Annotated in this window: 14 protein-coding genes; 10 read left to right on the top strand and 4 right to left on the bottom strand. The window is 61.0% G+C overall.

All coding sequences use genetic code 11. The annotated features are described in order from the left end of the window. Positions 1 to 129: 129 nt before the first annotated feature. Both tsf and rpsB read right to left on the bottom strand, forming a co-directional pair. Positions 130 to 993: a translation elongation factor Ts gene (tsf, locus tag QF045_RS09060; RefSeq protein WP_306491911.1), complete on the bottom strand. Its 864-nt coding sequence runs from the start codon at positions 991 to 993 to the stop codon at positions 130 to 132. Between the two features lie 204 nt (positions 994 to 1,197). Then, entirely contained in the window at positions 1,198 to 1,935 is a 738-nt protein-coding gene (rpsB, locus tag QF045_RS09055) for a 30S ribosomal protein S2 (protein WP_003189158.1), read from the bottom strand. A gap of 387 nt (positions 1,936 to 2,322) precedes the next feature. Here rpsB and map point away from each other — a divergent pair, with 387 nt between their 5' ends. The 3 genes from map to dapC all read left to right on the top strand — a co-directional run bounded on the left by map (position 2,323) and on the right by dapC (position 7,242). Beyond that, positions 2,323 to 3,117 (top strand): type I methionyl aminopeptidase, encoded by a 795-nt coding sequence (map, locus tag QF045_RS09050; protein ID WP_306491910.1) that lies wholly within the window; start codon positions 2,323 to 2,325, stop codon positions 3,115 to 3,117. Positions 3,118 to 3,182: 65 nt separating this feature from the next. Beyond that, positions 3,183 to 5,885: a [protein-PII] uridylyltransferase gene (locus QF045_RS09045; protein WP_306491909.1), complete on the top strand. Its 2,703-nt coding sequence runs from the start codon at positions 3,183 to 3,185 to the stop codon at positions 5,883 to 5,885. Between the two features lie 157 nt (positions 5,886 to 6,042). Further along, a complete protein-coding gene (dapC, locus tag QF045_RS09040; protein WP_306491908.1) occupies positions 6,043 to 7,242 on the top strand; it encodes a succinyldiaminopimelate transaminase in 1,200 nt (399 codons plus the stop codon). Positions 7,243 to 7,292: 50 nt separating this feature from the next. Here dapC and QF045_RS09035 read toward each other — a convergent pair whose 3' ends face one another. Further along, positions 7,293 to 8,936, bottom strand: a complete 1,644-nt coding sequence (locus QF045_RS09035; protein ID WP_306491907.1) for a Na+/H+ antiporter — start codon at positions 8,934 to 8,936, stop codon at positions 7,293 to 7,295. Between the two features lie 199 nt (positions 8,937 to 9,135). Between QF045_RS09035 and QF045_RS09030 the strand changes: the two genes are divergently transcribed. The 4 genes from QF045_RS09030 (at position 9,136) to QF045_RS09015 (ending at position 12,251) form a co-directional block, all read left to right on the top strand. Next, positions 9,136 to 9,498, top strand: a complete 363-nt coding sequence (locus QF045_RS09030) for an ArsC family reductase (protein WP_053137275.1) — start codon at positions 9,136 to 9,138, stop codon at positions 9,496 to 9,498. 33 nt (positions 9,499 to 9,531) lie between these two features. Beyond that, positions 9,532 to 10,566 carry a 2,3,4,5-tetrahydropyridine-2,6-dicarboxylate N-succinyltransferase gene (gene dapD, locus QF045_RS09025; RefSeq protein WP_306491906.1) on the top strand — a complete coding sequence of 345 codons (1,035 nt, stop codon included), beginning with the start codon at positions 9,532 to 9,534 and terminating at the stop codon, positions 10,564 to 10,566. A 69-nt stretch (positions 10,567 to 10,635) separates the two neighbouring features. After that, positions 10,636 to 11,841, top strand: a complete 1,206-nt coding sequence (locus tag QF045_RS09020) for an aminotransferase class V-fold PLP-dependent enzyme (RefSeq protein WP_306491905.1) — start codon at positions 10,636 to 10,638, stop codon at positions 11,839 to 11,841. Next, positions 11,838 to 12,251: a SufE family protein gene (locus QF045_RS09015; RefSeq protein WP_306491904.1), complete on the top strand. Its 414-nt coding sequence runs from the start codon at positions 11,838 to 11,840 to the stop codon at positions 12,249 to 12,251. Before QF045_RS09020 ends, QF045_RS09015 begins: the two co-directional genes overlap by 4 nt. A 187-nt stretch (positions 12,252 to 12,438) precedes the next feature. On the opposite strand, the gene tcdA is transcribed toward QF045_RS09015, so the two are convergent. Beyond that, a complete protein-coding gene (tcdA, locus tag QF045_RS09010) occupies positions 12,439 to 13,248 on the bottom strand; it encodes a tRNA cyclic N6-threonylcarbamoyladenosine(37) synthase TcdA (RefSeq protein ID WP_124385439.1) in 810 nt (269 codons plus the stop codon). Positions 13,249 to 13,465: 217 nt separating this feature from the next. Between tcdA and QF045_RS09005 the strand changes: the two genes are divergently transcribed. From QF045_RS09005 to QF045_RS08995, 3 genes are all read left to right on the top strand, one after another. Continuing rightward, positions 13,466 to 16,057 (top strand): glycosyltransferase, encoded by a 2,592-nt coding sequence (locus tag QF045_RS09005; RefSeq protein ID WP_306491903.1) that lies wholly within the window; start codon positions 13,466 to 13,468, stop codon positions 16,055 to 16,057. 111 nt (positions 16,058 to 16,168) lie between these two features. Further along, positions 16,169 to 17,320: a succinyl-diaminopimelate desuccinylase gene (gene dapE, locus QF045_RS09000; RefSeq protein WP_306491902.1), complete on the top strand. Its 1,152-nt coding sequence runs from the start codon at positions 16,169 to 16,171 to the stop codon at positions 17,318 to 17,320. Further along, positions 17,320 to 18,129 carry a putative RNA methyltransferase gene (locus QF045_RS08995; protein ID WP_306491901.1) on the top strand — a complete coding sequence of 270 codons (810 nt, stop codon included), beginning with the start codon at positions 17,320 to 17,322 and terminating at the stop codon, positions 18,127 to 18,129. The genes dapE and QF045_RS08995 overlap by 1 nt, the downstream gene beginning before the upstream one ends. Positions 18,130 to 18,175: the final 46 nt, after the last annotated feature.

Below are 18,175 nucleotides of genomic sequence, written 5' to 3'. Positions count from 1 at the left end.
ACAGCGCCATCGGAACACGGCTTTGTAAGCCAGTTCCGAGGGGAAGCCAAATAAAATTAGCCTTCCCATTTGAAAAGAGGCTGCGCGCGTGAGCGGGCAGCCTCTTTCGGGCGACAGTTGAAAACTGTCTTATTGCTTGGCGGCAGCCAGCTGGGCAGCAACTTCTTCAGCGAAGTTGTCGACCGGCTTCTCGATGCCTTCGCCTACTTTGAAGTAGGTGAAGGAAACGATTTCAGCACCGGCTTTCTTGGCCAGCTCGCCAACCTTGACTTCAGGGTTCTTGACGAACGCCTGCTCAACCAGGCTTGCTTCAGCCAGGAACTTGCTGATACGGCCCTTGACCATGTTCTCAACAATGTTTTCTGGCTTGCCTTTGATTTTTTCTTCGTTCAGCTGCAGGAACACAGCTTTTTCACGCTCGATCGCTTCTGCCGAAACTTCCGAAGGCAGCAGGAACTCTGGGTTGCTGGCCGCTACGTGCATAGCGATATCGTTCGCCAGCTCAATGTCGCCGCCTTTCAGTACAACAGCAACACCGATCTTGTTACCGTGCAGGTAACCGCCAACCACGTCACCTTCAACGCGAACCAGGCGACGGATGTTGACGTTTTCGCCAACCTTGCCGACCAGTACCAGGCGCGCAGCTTCTTGAGCTTCGATCAGCGGAGCGACGTCAGTCAGCTTGTCGGCGAACGCTTTTTCAACGCTGGCGGCAACAAATGCCTTGAAGTCGTCCTGCAGAGCCAGGAAGTCGGTCTGCGAGTTCACTTCCAGCAGAACGGCGGCTTTGCCGTCAGTCTTCAGAGCGATAGCGCCTTCAGCAGCTACGTTGCCTGCTTTCTTGGCAGCCTTGATGGCGCCGGAAGCACGCATGTCATCAATGGCTTTTTCGATGTCGCCGTCAGCCTTTTCCAGGGCCTTCTTGCAGTCCATCATGCCTTCGCCAGTACGCTCACGCAGTTCTTTAACCAACGCTGCAGTAATTGCTGCCATTTTCAAATTCCTCTTGGATAGGTTTTCAACCATTCCACCCGATCGAACGGGGGATCAATTCTTCCCGAATCTCCGTTGTAGGCTGCTGCACGTTACAGTCGCTAGGTTGCGCTGCCACAAGTGGGCGCCGACAAACGGTTTTCGAGGTGGCAAAAAGGGGGCCAAGCCCCCTTTTTGCTTACTGAGTCAACGCCAGGGCGTCAATTACTCAGCTGCGGCTACCGGAGCTTCTTCAACGAACTGCTCAGTGCCACCAGCAACGTGGTTGCGACCACGGATTACAGCGTCAGCCATCGAACCCATGTACAGCTGGATAGCGCGAATTGCGTCATCGTTGCCTGGGATGATGTAGTCAACGCCTTCCGGGCTGCTGTTGGTATCGACTACGCCGATAACAGGGATGCCCAGCTTGTTGGCTTCGGTGATCGCGATGCGCTCGTGATCAACGTCGATAACGAACAGTGCGTCAGGCAGACCGCCCATGTCCTTGATACCACCCAGGGAACGATCGAGCTTTTCCAGGTCACGGGAGCGCATCAGCGCTTCTTTCTTGGTCAGCTTGGCGAAAGTACCGTCTTCGGCTTGCACTTCAAGGTCACGCAGACGCTTGATGGAAGCACGGATGGTTTTGAAGTTGGTCAGCATGCCGCCCAACCAGCGGTGATCGACGTACGGCGAACCGCAACGTGCTGCTTCTTCAGCAACGATCTTGCCAGCGGAACGCTTGGTGCCGACGAACAGGATCTTGTTTTTGCCCTGGGCCAGACGCTCTACGAAAGTCAGAGCTTCGTTGAACATTGGCAGGGTTTTTTCAAGGTTGATAATGTGAATCTTGTTACGCGCGCCGAAAATGTACTTGCCCATTTTCGGGTTCCAGTAACGGGTCTGGTGACCGAAGTGCACACCGGCCTTCAGCATATCGCGCATGTTGACTTGGGACATGATAGTTCCTTAATAAGTCGGGTTTGGCCTCCACGTATCCCAATGACCAACCAGCGGCTTCAAGGCCTCCGGCACCCAGGTCATCGTGTCGACACGTGTGTGGATTTAAGCTCTACGGGGCATCCCCGGAAAGCGGCGCATTTTATACCACAGCAAGGGCGAAAACGGAACCCGCAATCACATTTGCCTTGAGTCGCCCCGTCCCAACCCTTTGAATAGCGTCGATATAACCCCACTCTATAGAGAGAAGCGATCGTCAGGGGCTCATGGTTTGCCGCCCGCGTCTGTTAGAATCGCGTTTTTTGTGGCTTGTGCGAAATATGTAACCTCATGTCGCACGCCCGTGAACCGTATTGATTTCAGCGCTTGGCGCTAGAGAGAGCCTGTATGACCGTTAGTTTGAAGACCGCCGAAGACATCGCCGGCATGCGCATCGCCGGCAAACTGGCCGCCGACGTACTGGAAATGATCGCCGAACACGTCAAGCCTGGCGTCACCACCGAAGAACTGAACCAGATCTGCCATGACTATATTGTCAATGTGCAGAAGGCCATTCCTGCCCCGCTGAATTACAAAGGCTTCCCCAAGTCGATCTGCACCTCGGTCAACCACGTGGTGTGCCACGGCATCCCGGGTGACAAGCCGTTGAAGGATGGCGACACCCTGAACATCGACGTCACCGTGATCAAGGACCGCTATTTCGGCGACACCAGCCGCATGTTCCACGTCGGCAACGTGCCGGTCTGGGCCGAACGCCTGTCCCAGGTCACCCAGGAATGCATGTACAAGGCCATCGAGATCGTCAAGCCTGGCTGCCGCCTGGGCGATATCGGTGAAGTGATCCAGAAGCACGCCGAAAAGAACGGCTTCTCGGTGGTGCGCGAGTTCTGCGGCCACGGCATCGGTACCGTGTTCCATGAAGAACCGCAGATCCTGCACTACGGCCGCGCCGGCACCGGCATGGAACTCAAGGCCGGCATGACCTTTACCATCGAGCCGATGATCAACCAGGGCAAGGCCGACACCAAGGTGCTAGGCGATGGCTGGACCGCCATCACCAAGGACCGCAAGCTCTCGGCCCAGTGGGAACATACCCTGCTGGTCACCGAAACCGGCTACGAGATCTTCACCCTGCGCGCCGATGACACAATCGCGCGCACCTCGGATGCAGCGTCGGCGTAAGGGTTGCTGAGGTTTTCCCACACTGGTGTTGTGACTGACTGATAGATAGAAAGGAAAACCGATCGATGCCCCAAGTGGATCCCGAACTCTTCGACCGTGGCCAGTTCCAGGCCGAACTGGCACTGAAGGCAAGCCCCATCGCCGCGTTCAAGAAGGCGATCCGCCAGGCGCGCGAGGTGCTCGACCAGCGCTTTCGCAGCGGCCGCGACATCCGCCGGCTGATCGAGGACCGCGCTTGGTTCGTCGATAACATCCTGCAAAAAGCCTGGGAACAGTTCAGCTGGAGCACCGAGGCGGATATCGCCCTGGTGGCGGTTGGCGGCTACGGGCGTGGCGAGTTGCACCCCTACTCCGACATCGACCTGCTGATCCTGCTGGACAGCGCCGACCATGAGATGTTTCGCGATTCCATCGAGCGATTTCTGACGCTGTTGTGGGACATCGGCCTGGAAGTCGGTCAGAGCGTACGCTCGGTCGATGAATGCGCCGAAGAGGCCCGCGCCGACCTGACGGTGGTCACCAACCTGATGGAAAGCCGCACCATCTGCGGCCCCGAGCGCCTTCGCCAACGCATGCTCGAAGTCACCAGCACCGCACACATGTGGCCGAGCAAGGACTTCTTCCTGGCCAAGCGCGCCGAGCAAAAGGCCCGCCACCACAAGTACAACGACACCGAATACAACCTGGAGCCCAACGTCAAAGGCTCGCCGGGCGGGTTGCGCGATATCCAGACGATCTTGTGGGTCGCCCGCCGCCAGTACGGCACCTTGAACCTGCGCGCCCTGGCCGGCGAGGGCTTTCTGGTGGAGAGCGAAAACGCCCTGCTGGCCTCGTCCCAGGAGTTCCTGTGGAAAGTGCGCTACGCGCTGCACATGCTTGCCGGGCGCTCCGAAGACCGCCTGCTGTTCGACCACCAACGCTCCATCGCCACCCTCCTGGGTTTTGAAGGCGAAGACGCGAAGACCAGCATCGAAAGCTTCATGCAACAGTATTACCGGGTGGTAATGAGCATTGCCCAGCTCAGCGACCTGATCATCCAGCACTTCGAAGAAGTGATCCTGGCCCCCGAAGACGAAGCGCCGCCGCAACCGATCAATGCGCGCTTTCAACTGCACGATGGCTATATCGAGGCACGCAACGACAATGTGTTCCGCCGCACGCCGTTCGCCATGCTGGAAATCTTCGTGCTGATGGCCCAGCAGCCGGAAATCAAAGGCGTGCGCGCCGACACCATCCGCCTGCTGCGGGAAAACCGTCACCTGATCGATGATGAGTTTCGTAACGACATCCGCAACACCAGCCTGTTTATCGAGCTGTTCAAGTGCAAGATCGGCATCCACCGCAACCTGCGGCGGATGAACCGCTACGGCATCCTTGGGCGCTACCTGCCGGAGTTCGGCTTTATCGTCGGGCAGATGCAGCACGACCTGTTCCACATCTATACCGTGGACGCCCACACCCTGAACCTGATCAAGCACCTGCGTAAGTTGCAGTACACCCAGGTGTCAGAAAAATTCCCGCTGGCCAGCAAGCTCATGGCCAAGCTGCCCAAGCCCGAGCTGATTTACCTGGCCGGGCTGTACCACGACATCGGCAAAGGCCGGCATGGCGACCACTCGGAGATCGGCGCGGTCGATGCCGAAGCGTTCTGCCAACGCCACCAGTTGCCGCTGTGGGACAGCCGCCTGATCGTCTGGCTGGTGCAGAACCACCTGGTGATGTCGACCACCGCCCAGCGCAAGGACCTGTCCGACCCGCAAGTCATCCACGACTTCGCGCAGATCGTCGGCGATGAAACCCGCCTCGACTACCTCTACGTGCTGACCGTCTCCGACATCAACGCCACCAACCCAACGCTGTGGAATTCCTGGCGCGCCAGCCTGCTGCGCCAACTGTACACCGAGACCAAGCGCGCGCTGCGCCGCGGCCTGGAAAACCCGGTGGACCGCGAAGAGCAGATCCGCCGCACCCAAAGCGCGGCCCTGGATATCCTGGTGCGCGGCGGCAACGACCCGGACGATGTCGAACAACTGTGGTCGCAACTGGGCGATGACTACTTCCTGCGCCATACCGCCGGCGATGTCGCCTGGCACACCGACGCCATCCTGCAACAGCCGGCCGATGGTGGCCCGTTGGTGCTGATCAAGGAAACCACCCAGCGCGAATTTGAAGGCGGCACGCAGATCTTCATCTATGCGCCGGACCAACATGACTTCTTCGCCGTGACCGTGGCGGCCATGGACCAGCTCAACCTGAACATTCATGACGCCCGAGTGATCACCTCCAGCAGCCAGTTCACCCTCGACACCTACATAGTGCTCGACACCGATGGCGACTCGATCGGCGACAATCCGGCGCGCGTGAAGAAAATCCGCGAAGGCCTCACCGACGCCCTGCGCAACCCGGACGACTACCCGACCATCATCCAGCGCCGGGTACCGCGCCAGCTCAAGCACTTTGCCTTTGCGCCCCAGGTGACCATCTCCAACGATGCCCAGCGCCCGGTGACGCTGCTGGAACTCAGCGCGCCGGATCGCCCGGGCCTGCTGGCACGCATCGGCGGGATTTTCCTCGAGTTCGACCTGTCTTTGCAGAACGCCAAGATTGCGACCCTCGGCGAGCGCGTCGAAGACGTGTTCTTCATCACCGACGCCGACAACCAGCCGCTGTCCGACCCCGAGCTGTGCCGCCGCTTGCAGGATGCAATCGTTGAGCAATTGAGCGTGACCCAGGAACCCGGCGTCGAGCTGACGCGCCTGACCCTATGAACATCGGCTTCTGTGGGAGGGGGCTTGCTCCCGATAGCAGTGGATCAGATAAAAATCAGCTGACTGACACAACGCAATCGGGAGCAAGCCCCCTCCCACATTGAATTTCGTCGGCAACCAGACTGCGTGCCGACAACTGAACTTGACGAGACTTTCGATGAACAACGCCCTGAACCAGCTGCAGCCCTACCCGTTCGAGAAACTGCGCGCCTTGCTCGGCAGTGTCACCCCGAACCCGGACAAACGCCCGATTGCACAGTCGATTGGCGAGCCCAAGCACACATCACCCAGGTTCGTCGCCGAGGCGTTGAGCAATAACCTGGACCAGATGGCGGTGTACCCGACCACGTTGGGCATCCCTGCACTGCGCGAGGCCATTGGTGCCTGGTGCGAACGCCGCTTCAACGTACCCGGCGGCTGGCTGGACCCCGCGCGCAATATCCTGCCGGTCAATGGCACGCGCGAGGCGTTGTTCGCCTTTACCCAGACCGTGGTCAATCGCAGTGACGACGCGCTGGTGGTGAGCCCGAACCCGTTCTACCAGATCTACGAAGGCGCCGCGTTCCTCGCCGGTGCCAAGCCGCATTACCTGGCGTGCCTGGACAGCAATGGTTTCAACCCGGACTTCGATGCGGTGTCGCCGGACATCTGGAAACGCTGCCAGATCCTGTTCCTGTGCTCTCCGGGCAACCCGACCGGCGCGCTGATCCCCGTAGACACCCTGAAAAAGCTGATCGCCCTGGCCGACGAATACGATTTCGTGATCGCCGCCGACGAGTGCTACAGCGAACTCTACTTCGACGAGCAAACCCCGCCGCCGGGCCTGCTGAGCGCCTGTGTCGAACTGGGTCGCCAGGACTTCAAGCGTTGCGTGGTGTTCCATAGCCTGTCCAAGCGTTCCAACCTGCCAGGCCTGCGTTCGGGCTTCGTGGCTGGCGACGCTGAGATTCTCAAGGCGTTCCTGCTGTATCGCACCTACCATGGTTGCGCCATGCCAGTGCAAACCCAGCTGGCCAGCATCGCCGCGTGGCAAGACGAAGCACACGTACTGGCCAACCGTGACCTGTATCGCGAGAAGTTTGACGCGGTGCTGGCAATCCTCAAACCGGTGCTGGATGTGCAAAGCCCGGACGGCGGCTTTTATCTGTGGCCGAATGTGAATGGGGACGATGCGGCGTTCTGCCGTGACGTGTTCGTGGAAGAACATGTGACGGTGGTGCCGGGCTCTTACCTGTCCCGTGAAGTGGACGGCTTCAATCCAGGCGCCGGGCGCGTGCGCCTGGCATTGGTTGCGCCGCTGGCCGAATGTGTCGAAGCGGCTGAGCGGATACGCGATTTCATCCAGCGCCGCGCTTAAGGTTCAAGCCGCTCCCACACCGTGGGGGCGGCCGTTGAGCGAAAGCAGAACTACTTGACGCTCCCCAGGTTCGCTTCACTCATATCCAGATCCGCCAGGACCTCGCGTAACACGTCATCGCCAATCTGGTGTTGGCGGCTCAAACGGTACAATTCCAGCCGCTGCGCGCGCAGCCCCTTGAGCCGCAGCTTGCGTTCCAAGTGATCCATCTGCAGCGCCAGTGCCTGGGCTTCGGCGGAATCGTTGAATACCTCAAGCTGGTGGCGATATTCCGACATCAACCGCGCTTTGAGCTCAGTGGCCAACGCCGCTTGAGCCGCATCCGGTAGTGCGCCTTCATCAGGTTCTTCGGCCTCCAGCGCATGGATCGCCGCCACGGCGGTTTTTTTCCAGGCGTCACGAACCTCTCGGTGCCGCTTCTCATCGGGGCTCTTTTCAATGCCTCGAAGCAGCAGCGGCAGCGCGATACAAGCGGCCACCAGCGACAACAGGATGACGCCGGCCGCGATGAAGATCAGCAGGTCGCGCTCCGGAAAAGCCTGGCCCGGCGCCAGCAGCAATGGCACCGACATCACGCCCGCCAGTGTCACCGCACCGCGCACACCGCCCACCGTCAGCAACCAGCAGGAGCGTGCCGTGGGCACCAAGGTCAGCTCGGGTTTGCCACGCACACGACGCAGCAGGCCTGACAGCCGCCAGATGCTCTGCACCCAGATAAAGCGCAACACCACCAGCACCACGAAGATCGCGACTACGTCCAGGCAGCGATACATCAAGGTCGGCCACACTGTCGTCTCATGGCTCACCACTGCCTTAATGATGTCCGGCAGTTGCAGGCCCAACAGCAGAAAGATCAGGCCATTGAACGCAAACTCCAGCAGCGACCACACACTGCGATTGAGCAGCCGTGTACTGGTTTGACGCGGCAGCAGGTCCAGCCAGCTTTGCATCATGCCCGCCGCCACCGCCGACAAAATGCCCGACGCGCCCAGGCGTTCCGCCAGAACGTAGGCAGCGAACGGCAGCAGCAACATGAATACCACGTGGGTGGCCGGGTCATCCCATCCGCGCGCGATCATCCAGGCGCGCAGGCGACCGACCAGCCAGCTCAACGCCACACCGACCGCGAGCCCACCCACGGCCACCAACACAAAGGTCAGGCTGGCATCGGCCAGGGAAAACACCCCGGTCAGGGCGGCAGCCAGGGCAAACTTGAAGGTCACCAGGCCCGACGCGTCATTCATCAAGGCCTCACCCTGAAGCATGTGCATCAAGGGCGTGGGCAAGCGGTTCTGGGAAATCGCCGACACCGCTACGGCATCCGTCGGCGACAACACGGCGGCCAGGGCGAAGGCCACCGGCAACGGAATCGCCGGCACAATCCAGTGAATGAAATAACCCGCGCCGACCACGGTAAACAGCACCAGCCCTACGGCCAGCGTCAGGATCGGCCCGCGCAAGCGCCACAACTCACGCTTGGGCATGCGCCAGCCATCGGAGAACAGCAGCGGCGGCAGGAACAGAAACAGGAACAGCTCAGGGTCCAGCGCCACGTGCAGCCCCAGCGTGGGCCAGGCCAGCAGCGCCCCGGCGCCAATCTGCACCAGCGGCAGCGGGAGGGGAATGATGCGTCCGACCAGACGCGAAACGCTGACCAGCATCAGCAGGATAAGAACGGTGTAGGCGGTTTGCATAAAGCGGTTTCCCAGACAATCGACTTGCAACGACACACATCAGGCAACACGTGGCCGTTGAAGTGCCATATTAGGCGTCTATGCTGCGCGGTGGCTTTTGCACAAAAGTCGCACCCTGCTGACGGGCGGCGCCGAAATGCGCTGAGCGTGGCATAATCCGCGATCTTTCATTTTTCATTCGTCCAAAGGGGGCAATTCCTTGACTGCTTCAAGCAAAACCTTGCACCTTTTCGGCATCAAAGCCTGCGACACCATGAAAAAGGCGCGCACCTGGCTTGATGAGCACGCTGTGAGCTATGAGTTCCATGATTACAAAACGGCCGGTATCGACCGCGAACACTTGACCCAATGGTGCAACGAGCACGGTTGGCAGGTGGTTTTGAACCGTGCGGGCACCACCTTTCGCAAACTCGAAGACGAACGCAAAGCCGATCTCGATCAGTCGAAAGCCATTGAATTGATGCTCGCACAACCCTCGATGATCAAGCGCCCGGTGCTCGATCTCGGTGACAGAACCCTGATTGGCTTCAAGCCAGATAGTTATTCGGCGGCCCTCAAGTAGGTCAGCCTTTTCCATTTTTGTAGAGGTAACAGCATGTCCAATTCCCTGTTCAGCCTGGGCTTCGGCGTCGGCACTCAGAACCGCCAAGGTGCTTGGCTGGAAGTGTTTTACGCACAGCCCTTGCTCAACCCATCGGCTGAGATCGTCGCGGCCATCGCGCCGATCCTCGGTTACACCGAAGGCAACCAGGCGATTAGCTTCACCGTCACCCAGGCCCTGCAACTGGCCGACGCGCTCAAAGGCGTCGATGCCGCCCAAGCCGCCCTGCTCAGCCGCCTGGCCGAAAGCCACACCCCGCTGGTGGCGACCCTGCTGGCCGAAGACACCGCGCTGACCTCCACGCCTGAGGCCTACCTCAAGCTGCACCTGCTGTCCCATCGCCTGGTCAAGCCTCACGGCCTGAGCCTGGCCGGTGTGTTCCCGCAGCTGCCGAACGTGGCCTGGACCAGCCAGGGCGCCATCGATATCGCTGAACTGGCCGAACGCCAGCTGGAAGCGCGCCTGCGCGGCGATCTGCTGGAAGTGTTCTCAGTGGACAAATTCCCGAAAATGACCGACTACGTGGTGCCGAGCGGCGTGCGTATCGCTGACGCCGCCCGCCTGCGCCTGGGTGCCTATGTGGGCGAAGGCACCACCGTCATGCACGAAGGTTTCATCAACTTCAACGCCGGCACCGAAGGCCCGGGCATGATCGAAGGCCGCGTATCGGCTGGCGTGTTCGTCGGCAAGGGTTCGGACCTGGGCGGCGGCTGCTCGACCATGGGCACGCTCTCCGGTGGCGGTAACATCGTGATCAAGGTCGGCGAAGGCTGCCTGATCGGCGCCAACGCCGGTATCGGTATCCCGTTGGGCGACCGCAACACCGTGGAGTCCGGCCTGTACGTCACCGCCGGCACCAAGGTTGCCTTGCTGGACGAGAAGAACCAACTGGTCAAAGTGGTCAAGGCGCGTGAACTGGCGGGCCAGCCGGACCTGCTGTTCCGTCGCAACTCCGAGACCGGTGCCGTGGAGTGCAAAACCCACAAATCGGCCATCGAACTGAACGAAGCGCTGCACGCTCACAACTAAGCAGCCACTCGATGCCCCCAGCGAGCCGCACCGTCAGGGTGCGGCTCGCTTATACGAGTCTTGAACATCATGCTTGTGCCCTCCCCCTGGCGCGCTGACTTTCCAGCCATCGCCACCCTGCAACGGCAGGACCAGACCTACCTGGACAACGCCGCCACCACGCAAAAACCCCAAGCCCTGCTGGATGCAATCAGCCATTACTACGCCAATGGCGCAGCCAATGTGCACCGTGCCCAGCATCTGCCGGGTGCCCACGCGACCCAGGCGTTTGAAGACAGTCGCAGCAAGGTTGCGCAGTGGTTGAATGCAGGCGACAGCGGGCAGGTGGTATTTACTCACGGCGCAACCTCTGCGCTGAACCTCCTGGCCTACGGCCTGGAGCACTTATTCAATGCGGGCGATGAGATTGCCATCAGCGCCCTGGAGCACCACGCCAACCTGCTGCCCTGGCAGCAACTGGCCAAACGTCGCGCACTGACGTTGGTGGTATTGCCACTGGACGCTGACGGTGTGATTGACCTCGAGGCCGCCGCCCGGCTGATCGGCCCGCGTACCCGACTGCTGGCGGTAAGCCAGCTATCCAACGTACTCGGCGCCTGGCAACCGCTCGACGCCTTGCTCGGGCTGGCCCGCACCCACGGCACACTGACGGTGATCGACGGCGCCCAAGGCATCGTCCACGGCCGCCACGACGTGCAGGCCCTGGGCTGCGACTTCTATGTATTTTCCAGCCACAAGCTATACGGCCCGGACGGAGTCGGCGTGTTATATGGCCGCCATGAGGTCTTGCATCACTTGCGCCACTGGCAGTTTGGTGGCGAGATGGTGCAACAGGCCGATTACCACAGCGCCAGCTTCCGCCCTGCCCCGCTGGGTTTTGAAGCAGGTACGCCGCCGATTGCCAGCGTGATCGGCCTGGGCGCCACGCTGGATTACCTGACTTCACTGGATCAACAGGCCGTGGTCAAGCATGAGGCGGCGCTGCACGATTATCTGCTGCGCGGCTTGAAGGCGCGCAACGGCGTGCGCGTATTGGGCGCGCCGCAGGTGGCGCTGGTCAGCTTTGTGGTCGAGGGCGTGCATAACGCCGACCTCGCACACCTGCTGACCGAGCAGGGAATTGCCGTGCGTGCCGGTCATCACTGTGCGATGCCGCTGCTCAAGGCACTGCAGTTGTCGGGGGCGATTCGCGTGTCCCTGGCGCTGTACAACGACTCCGACGACTTGGAGCGTTTCTTTGAAGCACTGGACCAGGCGCTGGATATGTTGCGATGAGCTTGCCGACGGACGCGGTGGCCGCACTGCAAGCGTTCCAGGCCATAGGCAGCTGGGAACAACGCGCACGCCTGTTGATGCAATGGGGCGAGCGGCTGCCGGCTCTGGCGGAGGCCGACAAGGTCGACGCCAACCTGGTGCACGGCTGCGAAAGCCTGGTGTGGTTGGTGGGACGTCTGGAGGACGGTCACTGGCAGTTTGCCGCCAGCAGCGAGGCGCGGATGATTCGTGGCCTGGTGGCGCTGTTGCTGGCACGGGTCAATGGGTTGTCGGCTGCGCAGTTGCAAGCCGTTGACCTGCCTGACTGGTTCAATCAACTGGGATTGTCGCGCCAACTTTCCCCGTCACGCAGCAATGGCCTCAATGCAGTCCTGCAGCGCATGCGTTCCCTGAGCCAGACCCAAAACTGAAATTGGTTCACTGTAGGAGCGAGCTTGCTCGCGAAGAACTCAGGGCCCCCGCGTTTATCCAGAATGAACGCGTTGCCTAGGCGTTTTTCGCGAGCAAGCTCGCTCCTACATTGAACCGCTTTCGCTTAACTGACTGGCATTAGGGCAAGGCCCCTTCCACATTTTGGGCTGAACAACATGCTTCGATTCAGGCGGGTTTGACCCGCTCCGACGGCCGGCGCACCCCGGCCACAATCTTGTCCACCGCCTTGGTCGCCGCCACCATGCCGAACGTGGCCGTCACCATCATCACCGCGCCAAAGCCACCGGCACAATCGAGCTTGACGCCGTCGCCGACGAAACTCTTCTGCAAACAGATGCTGCCATCGGGCTTGGGGTAGCGCAGTTGCTCGGTGGAAAATACGCACGGCACGCTGTAATGACGGGTCACGGTGCGTGAGAATCCATAGTCCCGTCGCAGCGTGGAGCGCACTTTGGAGGCCAGCGGATCGTTGAAGGTGCGGTTCAGGTCACACACCTGGATCAGCGTCGGGTCGATCTGCCCGCCGGCGCCGCCGGTGGTAATGATCTGGATTTTGCGGCGTTTGCACCAGGCAATCAGCGCCGCCTTGGCGTTGACCGCGTCGATGCAGTCGATCACGCAATCAATGTTCGGGGTGATGTACTCGGCCATGGTGTCGCGCGTTACGAAGTCCGCCACCGCATGCACCGTACACGCCGGGTTGATGCCGCGCAGGCGTTCGGCCATCACTTCGACCTTGGGTTTGCCCACGGTGCTGTCCAGCGCATGCAACTGGCGGTTGCTGTTGCTGACGCAGACGTCATCCAGGTCAAACAGCGAAATCTCGCCCACCCCGCAGCGGGCGATGGCTTCCGCCGCCCACGAGCCCACGCCGCCGACGCCGACGATCGCCACATGGGCCGCTTTCAAGCGTTCCAGGCCTTCAATGCCATACAAGCGGGCGACGCCTGCAAACCGTGGATCTTCTGTGCTCATGACCATTACCCCAAAAACCGGCGCGCATTATGGACTACGCAGCGACAAGTTCGAAGCGACAAGCTACAAGTAAAGAACTTAGGTGGACATTCGCGGACTAACGTCCGGCTTTTCTCTGTCTGCTGTACGCTCAGGGAAAGGCCGGTGTAGGATGCGCGCCGTTCGGCGCAGGCCGACACCTCTTTTCGTTCCACACCCTTTGGAACCCGAAATCGCCATGTCATCGCGTAAATTTGGACTCAACCTGGTGGTGGTGCTGGCTATTGCCGCACTGTTCACTGGCTTCTGGGCGTTGATCAACCGCCCCGTCACTACCCCCAACTGGCCTGAACAGATCTCCGGGTTTTCTTACTCGCCGTTCCAGCAAGGCCAGTATCCGCAGAAGAACCAATACCCGAGCGACGACCAGATGCGTCGTGACCTCGAGATCATGAGCAAGCTGACGGACAACATCCGTACCTACTCGGTCGACGGCACCCTGGGCGATATCCCCAAGCTGGCGGAAGAGTTCGGCCTGCGCGTGACCCTGGGTATCTGGATCAGCCCCGATCTTGAGCGCAACGAACGCGAAATCCAGCGCGCCATCGAGATCGCCAACAGCTCGCGCAGCGTTGTGCGCGTGGTGGTGGGTAACGAGGCGCTGTTCCGTGAAGAGATCACCCCCGAGGCGCTGATTGTGCTGCTGGACCGGGTGCGCGCCGCCGTGAAAGTGCCGGTGACCACCTCCGAGCAATGGCACATCTGGGAAAAGAACCCGCAACTGGCCAAGCACGTCGACCTGATCGCCGCGCACATCCTGCCGTTCTGGGAATTCATTCCGATGGACAAGGCCGGCCAGTACGTACTCGACCGCGCCCGGGACCTGAAAAAGATGTTCCCGAAAAAGCCGTTGCTGCTGTCGGAAGTTGGCTGGCCAAGTAACGGGCGCATGCGCGGCGGCAATGAATCGTCGCCAGCAGACCAGGCGATTTACCTGCGCACACTGGTCAACAAGCTCAATCGCCAAGGCTTCAACTATTTCGTGATCGAAGCCTTCGACCAACCGTGGAAAGTCAGCGATGAAGGTTCCGCTGGCGCCTATTGGGGCGTGTACAACGCCGCGCGCCAGCAGAAATTCAACTTTGAAGGGCCGGTGGTCGCCATTCCGCAATGGCGCGTGCTGGCGATCGGCTCGGTGGTACTGGCCCTGCTGTCGCTGACCCTGTTGATGATCGACGGTTCGGCCTTGCGCCAGCGCGGCCGTACCTTCCTGACGTTTATCGCGTTCCTGTGCGGGTCGGTGCTGGTATGGATCGGCTACGACTACAGCCAGCAATACAGCACCTGGTTCAGCCTGACCGTCGGTTTCTTGCTGGCGCTGGGTGCCATGGGCGTATTCATCGTGCTGCTGACCGAAGCCCACGAACTGGCGGAAGCAGTGTGGACTCACAAGCGCCGGCGTGAATTCCTGCCGGTAGAAGGGGAATCGGACTACCGCCCGAAAGTGTCGATCCACGTGCCGTGCTACAACGAGCCGCCGGAAATGGTCAAACAGACCCTCGACGCCCTGGCCGCACTCGATTACCCGGACTACGAAGTCCTGATCATCGACAACAACACCAAGGACCCGGCGGTATGGGAGCCGGTGCGCGACTACTGCGAAACCCTGGGCCCGCGCTTTAAGTTCTTCCACGTCGCGCCACTGGCCGGTTTCAAGGGCGGCGCGCTGAACTACCTGATTCCGCACACCGCCAAGGACGCCGAAGTGATCGCGGTGATCGACTCCGATTACTGCGTGTCGCCCAACTGGCTCAAGCACATGGTGCCGCACTTCGCCGACCCGAAAATCGCCGTGGTGCAGTCGCCCCAGGATTACCGCGACCAGAACGAAAGCACCTTCAAGAAGCTCTGCTATGCGGAATACAAAGGCTTCTTCCATATCGGCATGGTCACCCGTAACGACCGCGACGCGATCATCCAGCACGGCACCATGACCATGACCCGTCGCTCGGTGCTCGAAGAGCTGGGCTGGGCCGACTGGTGCATCTGTGAAGACGCGGAACTTGGCCTGCGCGTGTTTGAGAAAGGCTTGTCGGCGGCGTATTACCACGACAGCTACGGCAAAGGCCTGATGCCCGATACCTTTATCGACTTCAAGAAACAGCGTTTCCGCTGGGCCTACGGCGCGATTCAGATCATCAAGCGCCACACCGCCAGCCTGCTGCGCGGCAAGGACACCGAGCTGACCCGTGGCCAGCGCTATCACTTCCTCGCGGGCTGGCTGCCGTGGGTGGCCGATGGCATGAACATCTTCTTCACCGTCGGCGCGCTGTTGTGGTCGGCGGCGATGATCATCGTGCCGACCCGTGTCGATCCGCCGTTGCTGATCTTTGCGATTCCGCCGTTGGCATTGTTCGTGTTCAAGGTGGGCAAGATCATCTTCCTCTACCGCCGTGCGGTCGGGGTCAACCTCAAGGATGCATTTTGCGCGGCCCTGGCCGGCCTGGCGTTGTCGCACACCATTGCCAAGGCGGTGCTGTACGGTTTCTTTACCACCAGCATTCCGTTCTTTCGCACGCCGAAAAACGCCGATAACCACGGCTTCTGGGTAGCGATTTCCGAAGCCCGCGAAGAGATGTTCATCATGCTGCTGTTGTGGGGCGCCGCGCTGGGGATCTACCTGGTGCAGGGCCTGCCGAGCAATGACATGCGCTTCTGGGTGGTGATGCTGCTGGTGCAGTCGCTGCCGTATGTGGCGGCGCTGATCATGGCGTTCCTGTCTTCACTGCCCAAACCTGCGGCGAAGGCTGAGCCCGCACCCGCTGCGTAAAAACTTGCGCAATCCACTAAACGGCGGCCTCTGGTCGCCGTTTTGCTATAAGATAACGGCCGTTTTGTATGCCCGCTCTGCTCTTCCAAACACGCTTTCCGGAGTTTTCCCATGACGGCCCATGCCGACCTTTCGCCGACCCTTCAACTCGCCATCGACCTGATCCGTCGCCCGTCGGTCACACCGATCGACGCCGATTGCCAGAAGCTGATGATGCAGCGCCTGGGCGACGCCGGTTTTGCGCTCGAGCCGATGCGCATCGAAGATGTGGATAACTTTTGGGCCACCCATGGCAAACATGAAGGCCCGGTGCTGTGCTTTGCCGGCCACACTGACGTGGTGCCGACCGGCCCGGTGCAGGCCTGGCAGAACGATCCGTTCGACGCGCTGATCGACGAACACGGCATGCTGTGCGGCCGTGGCGCGGCGGACATGAAAGGCAGCCTGGCGGCGATGCTGGTGGCGTCGGAGCGTTTTGTCGCCGACTACCCGGACCACAAGGGCTCGGTGGCCTTCCTGATCACCAGCGATGAAGAAGGCCCGGCGCACCATGGCACCAAGGCCGTGATCGAACGCCTGGCCGCGCGCAAGGAGCGCCTGGACTGGTGCATCGTCGGCGAACCGTCGAGTACCACGCTGGTGGGTGACGTGGTCAAGAACGGCCGCCGAGGCTCCCTCGGCGCCACCCTGACCGTGCGCGGCGTGCAGGGCCATGTGGCGTATCCGCACCTGGCGAAGAACCCGATCCACCTGGCCGCACCGGCATTGGCCGAACTCGCTGCCGAGCATTGGGATGACGGCAACAGCTTCTTCCCGCCGACCAGCTTCCAGATTTCCAACCTCAATTCCGGTACCGGCGCCACCAACGTGATTCCCGGCGACCTGACGGCGGTGTTCAACTTCCGTTTTTCCACCGAATCCACCGTGGAAGGTTTGCAGCAACGGGTGGCCGCGATCCTGGATAAACACGGCCTGGACTGGCATTTGGACTGGGCGCTGTCGGGCCTGCCATTCCTTACCGAGCCGGGCGCATTGCTCGACGCGGTCTCGGCCAGCATCAAGGCGATCACCGGTCGTGAGACCAAGGCGTCCACCAGCGGGGGCACCTCGGATGGCCGCTTCATCGCGACCCTGGGCACGCAAGTGGTCGAGTTGGGCCCGGTGAATGCAACGATCCATCAGGTCAACGAGCGCATCCTCGCCAGCGACCTCGATGTGTTGACCGAAATCTACTACCAGACCCTGATCAAGTTGCTCGCCTGATGCTCGCCTGCCCCCTTTGCAGCGCCCCGCTCAACCCGGTGGACAACGGCGTGGCGTGCCCCGCCGGGCACCGTTTCGACCGCGCACGTCAGGGTTACTTGAACCTGTTGCCGGTGCAGCACAAGAACAGCCGCGACCCGGGCGACAACCTGGCGATGGTCGAGGCGCGTCGCGACTTTCTCAATGCCGGGCACTACGCCCCTGTGGCCCGGCGCCTGGCCGAGCTGGCCGCTGAACGCGCGCCGCAACGCTGGGTGGACATCGGGTGCGGCGAGGGTTACTACACCGCGCAGATCGCCGACGCCCTGCCTCATGCCGACGGCTACGCCTTGGATATTTCCAGGGAAGCGGTCAAACGGGCGTGCAAGCGCAACCCGGCGCTGACCTGGTTGATCGCCAGCATGGCCCGCATCCCATTGGCCGACGCCAGTTGCCAGTTTCTCGCCAGCGTGTTCAGCCCGCTGGACTGGCAGGAAGCCAAGCGCCTGCTCAGCCCAGGTGGCGGCTTGATGAAGGTCGGCCCTACCCGCGGCCATCTGATGGAATTGCGCGAGCGCTTGTACGACGAAGTGCGCGAGTACACCGACGACAAACACCTGGCACTGGTGCCGGATGGCATGAGCCTGGCGCACAGCGAACTCCTTGAATTCACCCTGAGCCTGGCCGAACCCAAGGACCGCGCCAATCTGCTGGCCATGACCCCCCACGGCTGGCGCGCCAGTGCAGAGCGGCGCAACGAGGTGATCGAAGCCGCCGAGCCGCTGCAGGTCACCGTGTCGATGCGCTACGATTATTTCGTGCTTCAATAACCGACTTTTCAGTACCCGCGAATGGATTTTCGAATCCCGCGACGAG

It is taken from the genome of Pseudomonas sp. W4I3 (assembly GCF_030816195.1).
GTDB lineage: Bacteria > Pseudomonadota > Gammaproteobacteria > Pseudomonadales > Pseudomonadaceae > Aquipseudomonas.
Note: the sequence above shows the minus strand (reverse complement) of the source record. Positions and strands in the feature narration are given on the sequence as shown.

What these genes read in the sequence shown, in the direction of transcription:
- QF045_RS09045 (WP_306491909.1), top strand. Translation starts at nt 3,183, where the DNA reads ATGCCCCAAGTGGATCCCGAACTCTTCGACCGTGGCCAGTTCCAGGCC.
- tsf (WP_306491911.1), bottom strand. Translation starts at nt 993, where the DNA reads ATGGCAGCAATTACTGCAGCGTTGGTTAAAGAACTGCGTGAGCGTACT.
- QF045_RS08995 (WP_306491901.1), top strand. Translation starts at nt 17,320, where the DNA reads ATGCTCGCCTGCCCCCTTTGCAGCGCCCCGCTCAACCCGGTGGACAAC.
- QF045_RS09015 (WP_306491904.1), top strand. Translation starts at nt 11,838, where the DNA reads ATGAGCTTGCCGACGGACGCGGTGGCCGCACTGCAAGCGTTCCAGGCC.
- dapC (WP_306491908.1), top strand. Translation starts at nt 6,043, where the DNA reads ATGAACAACGCCCTGAACCAGCTGCAGCCCTACCCGTTCGAGAAACTG.
- QF045_RS09005 (WP_306491903.1), top strand. Translation starts at nt 13,466, where the DNA reads ATGTCATCGCGTAAATTTGGACTCAACCTGGTGGTGGTGCTGGCTATT.
- rpsB (WP_003189158.1), bottom strand. Translation starts at nt 1,935, where the DNA reads ATGTCCCAAGTCAACATGCGCGATATGCTGAAGGCCGGTGTGCACTTC.
- QF045_RS09020 (WP_306491905.1), top strand. Translation starts at nt 10,636, where the DNA reads ATGCTTGTGCCCTCCCCCTGGCGCGCTGACTTTCCAGCCATCGCCACC.
- QF045_RS09035 (WP_306491907.1), bottom strand. Translation starts at nt 8,936, where the DNA reads ATGCAAACCGCCTACACCGTTCTTATCCTGCTGATGCTGGTCAGCGTT.
- dapD (WP_306491906.1), top strand. Translation starts at nt 9,532, where the DNA reads ATGTCCAATTCCCTGTTCAGCCTGGGCTTCGGCGTCGGCACTCAGAAC.
- dapE (WP_306491902.1), top strand. Translation starts at nt 16,169, where the DNA reads ATGACGGCCCATGCCGACCTTTCGCCGACCCTTCAACTCGCCATCGAC.
- map (WP_306491910.1), top strand. Translation starts at nt 2,323, where the DNA reads ATGACCGTTAGTTTGAAGACCGCCGAAGACATCGCCGGCATGCGCATC.
- tcdA (WP_124385439.1), bottom strand. Translation starts at nt 13,248, where the DNA reads ATGAGCACAGAAGATCCACGGTTTGCAGGCGTCGCCCGCTTGTATGGC.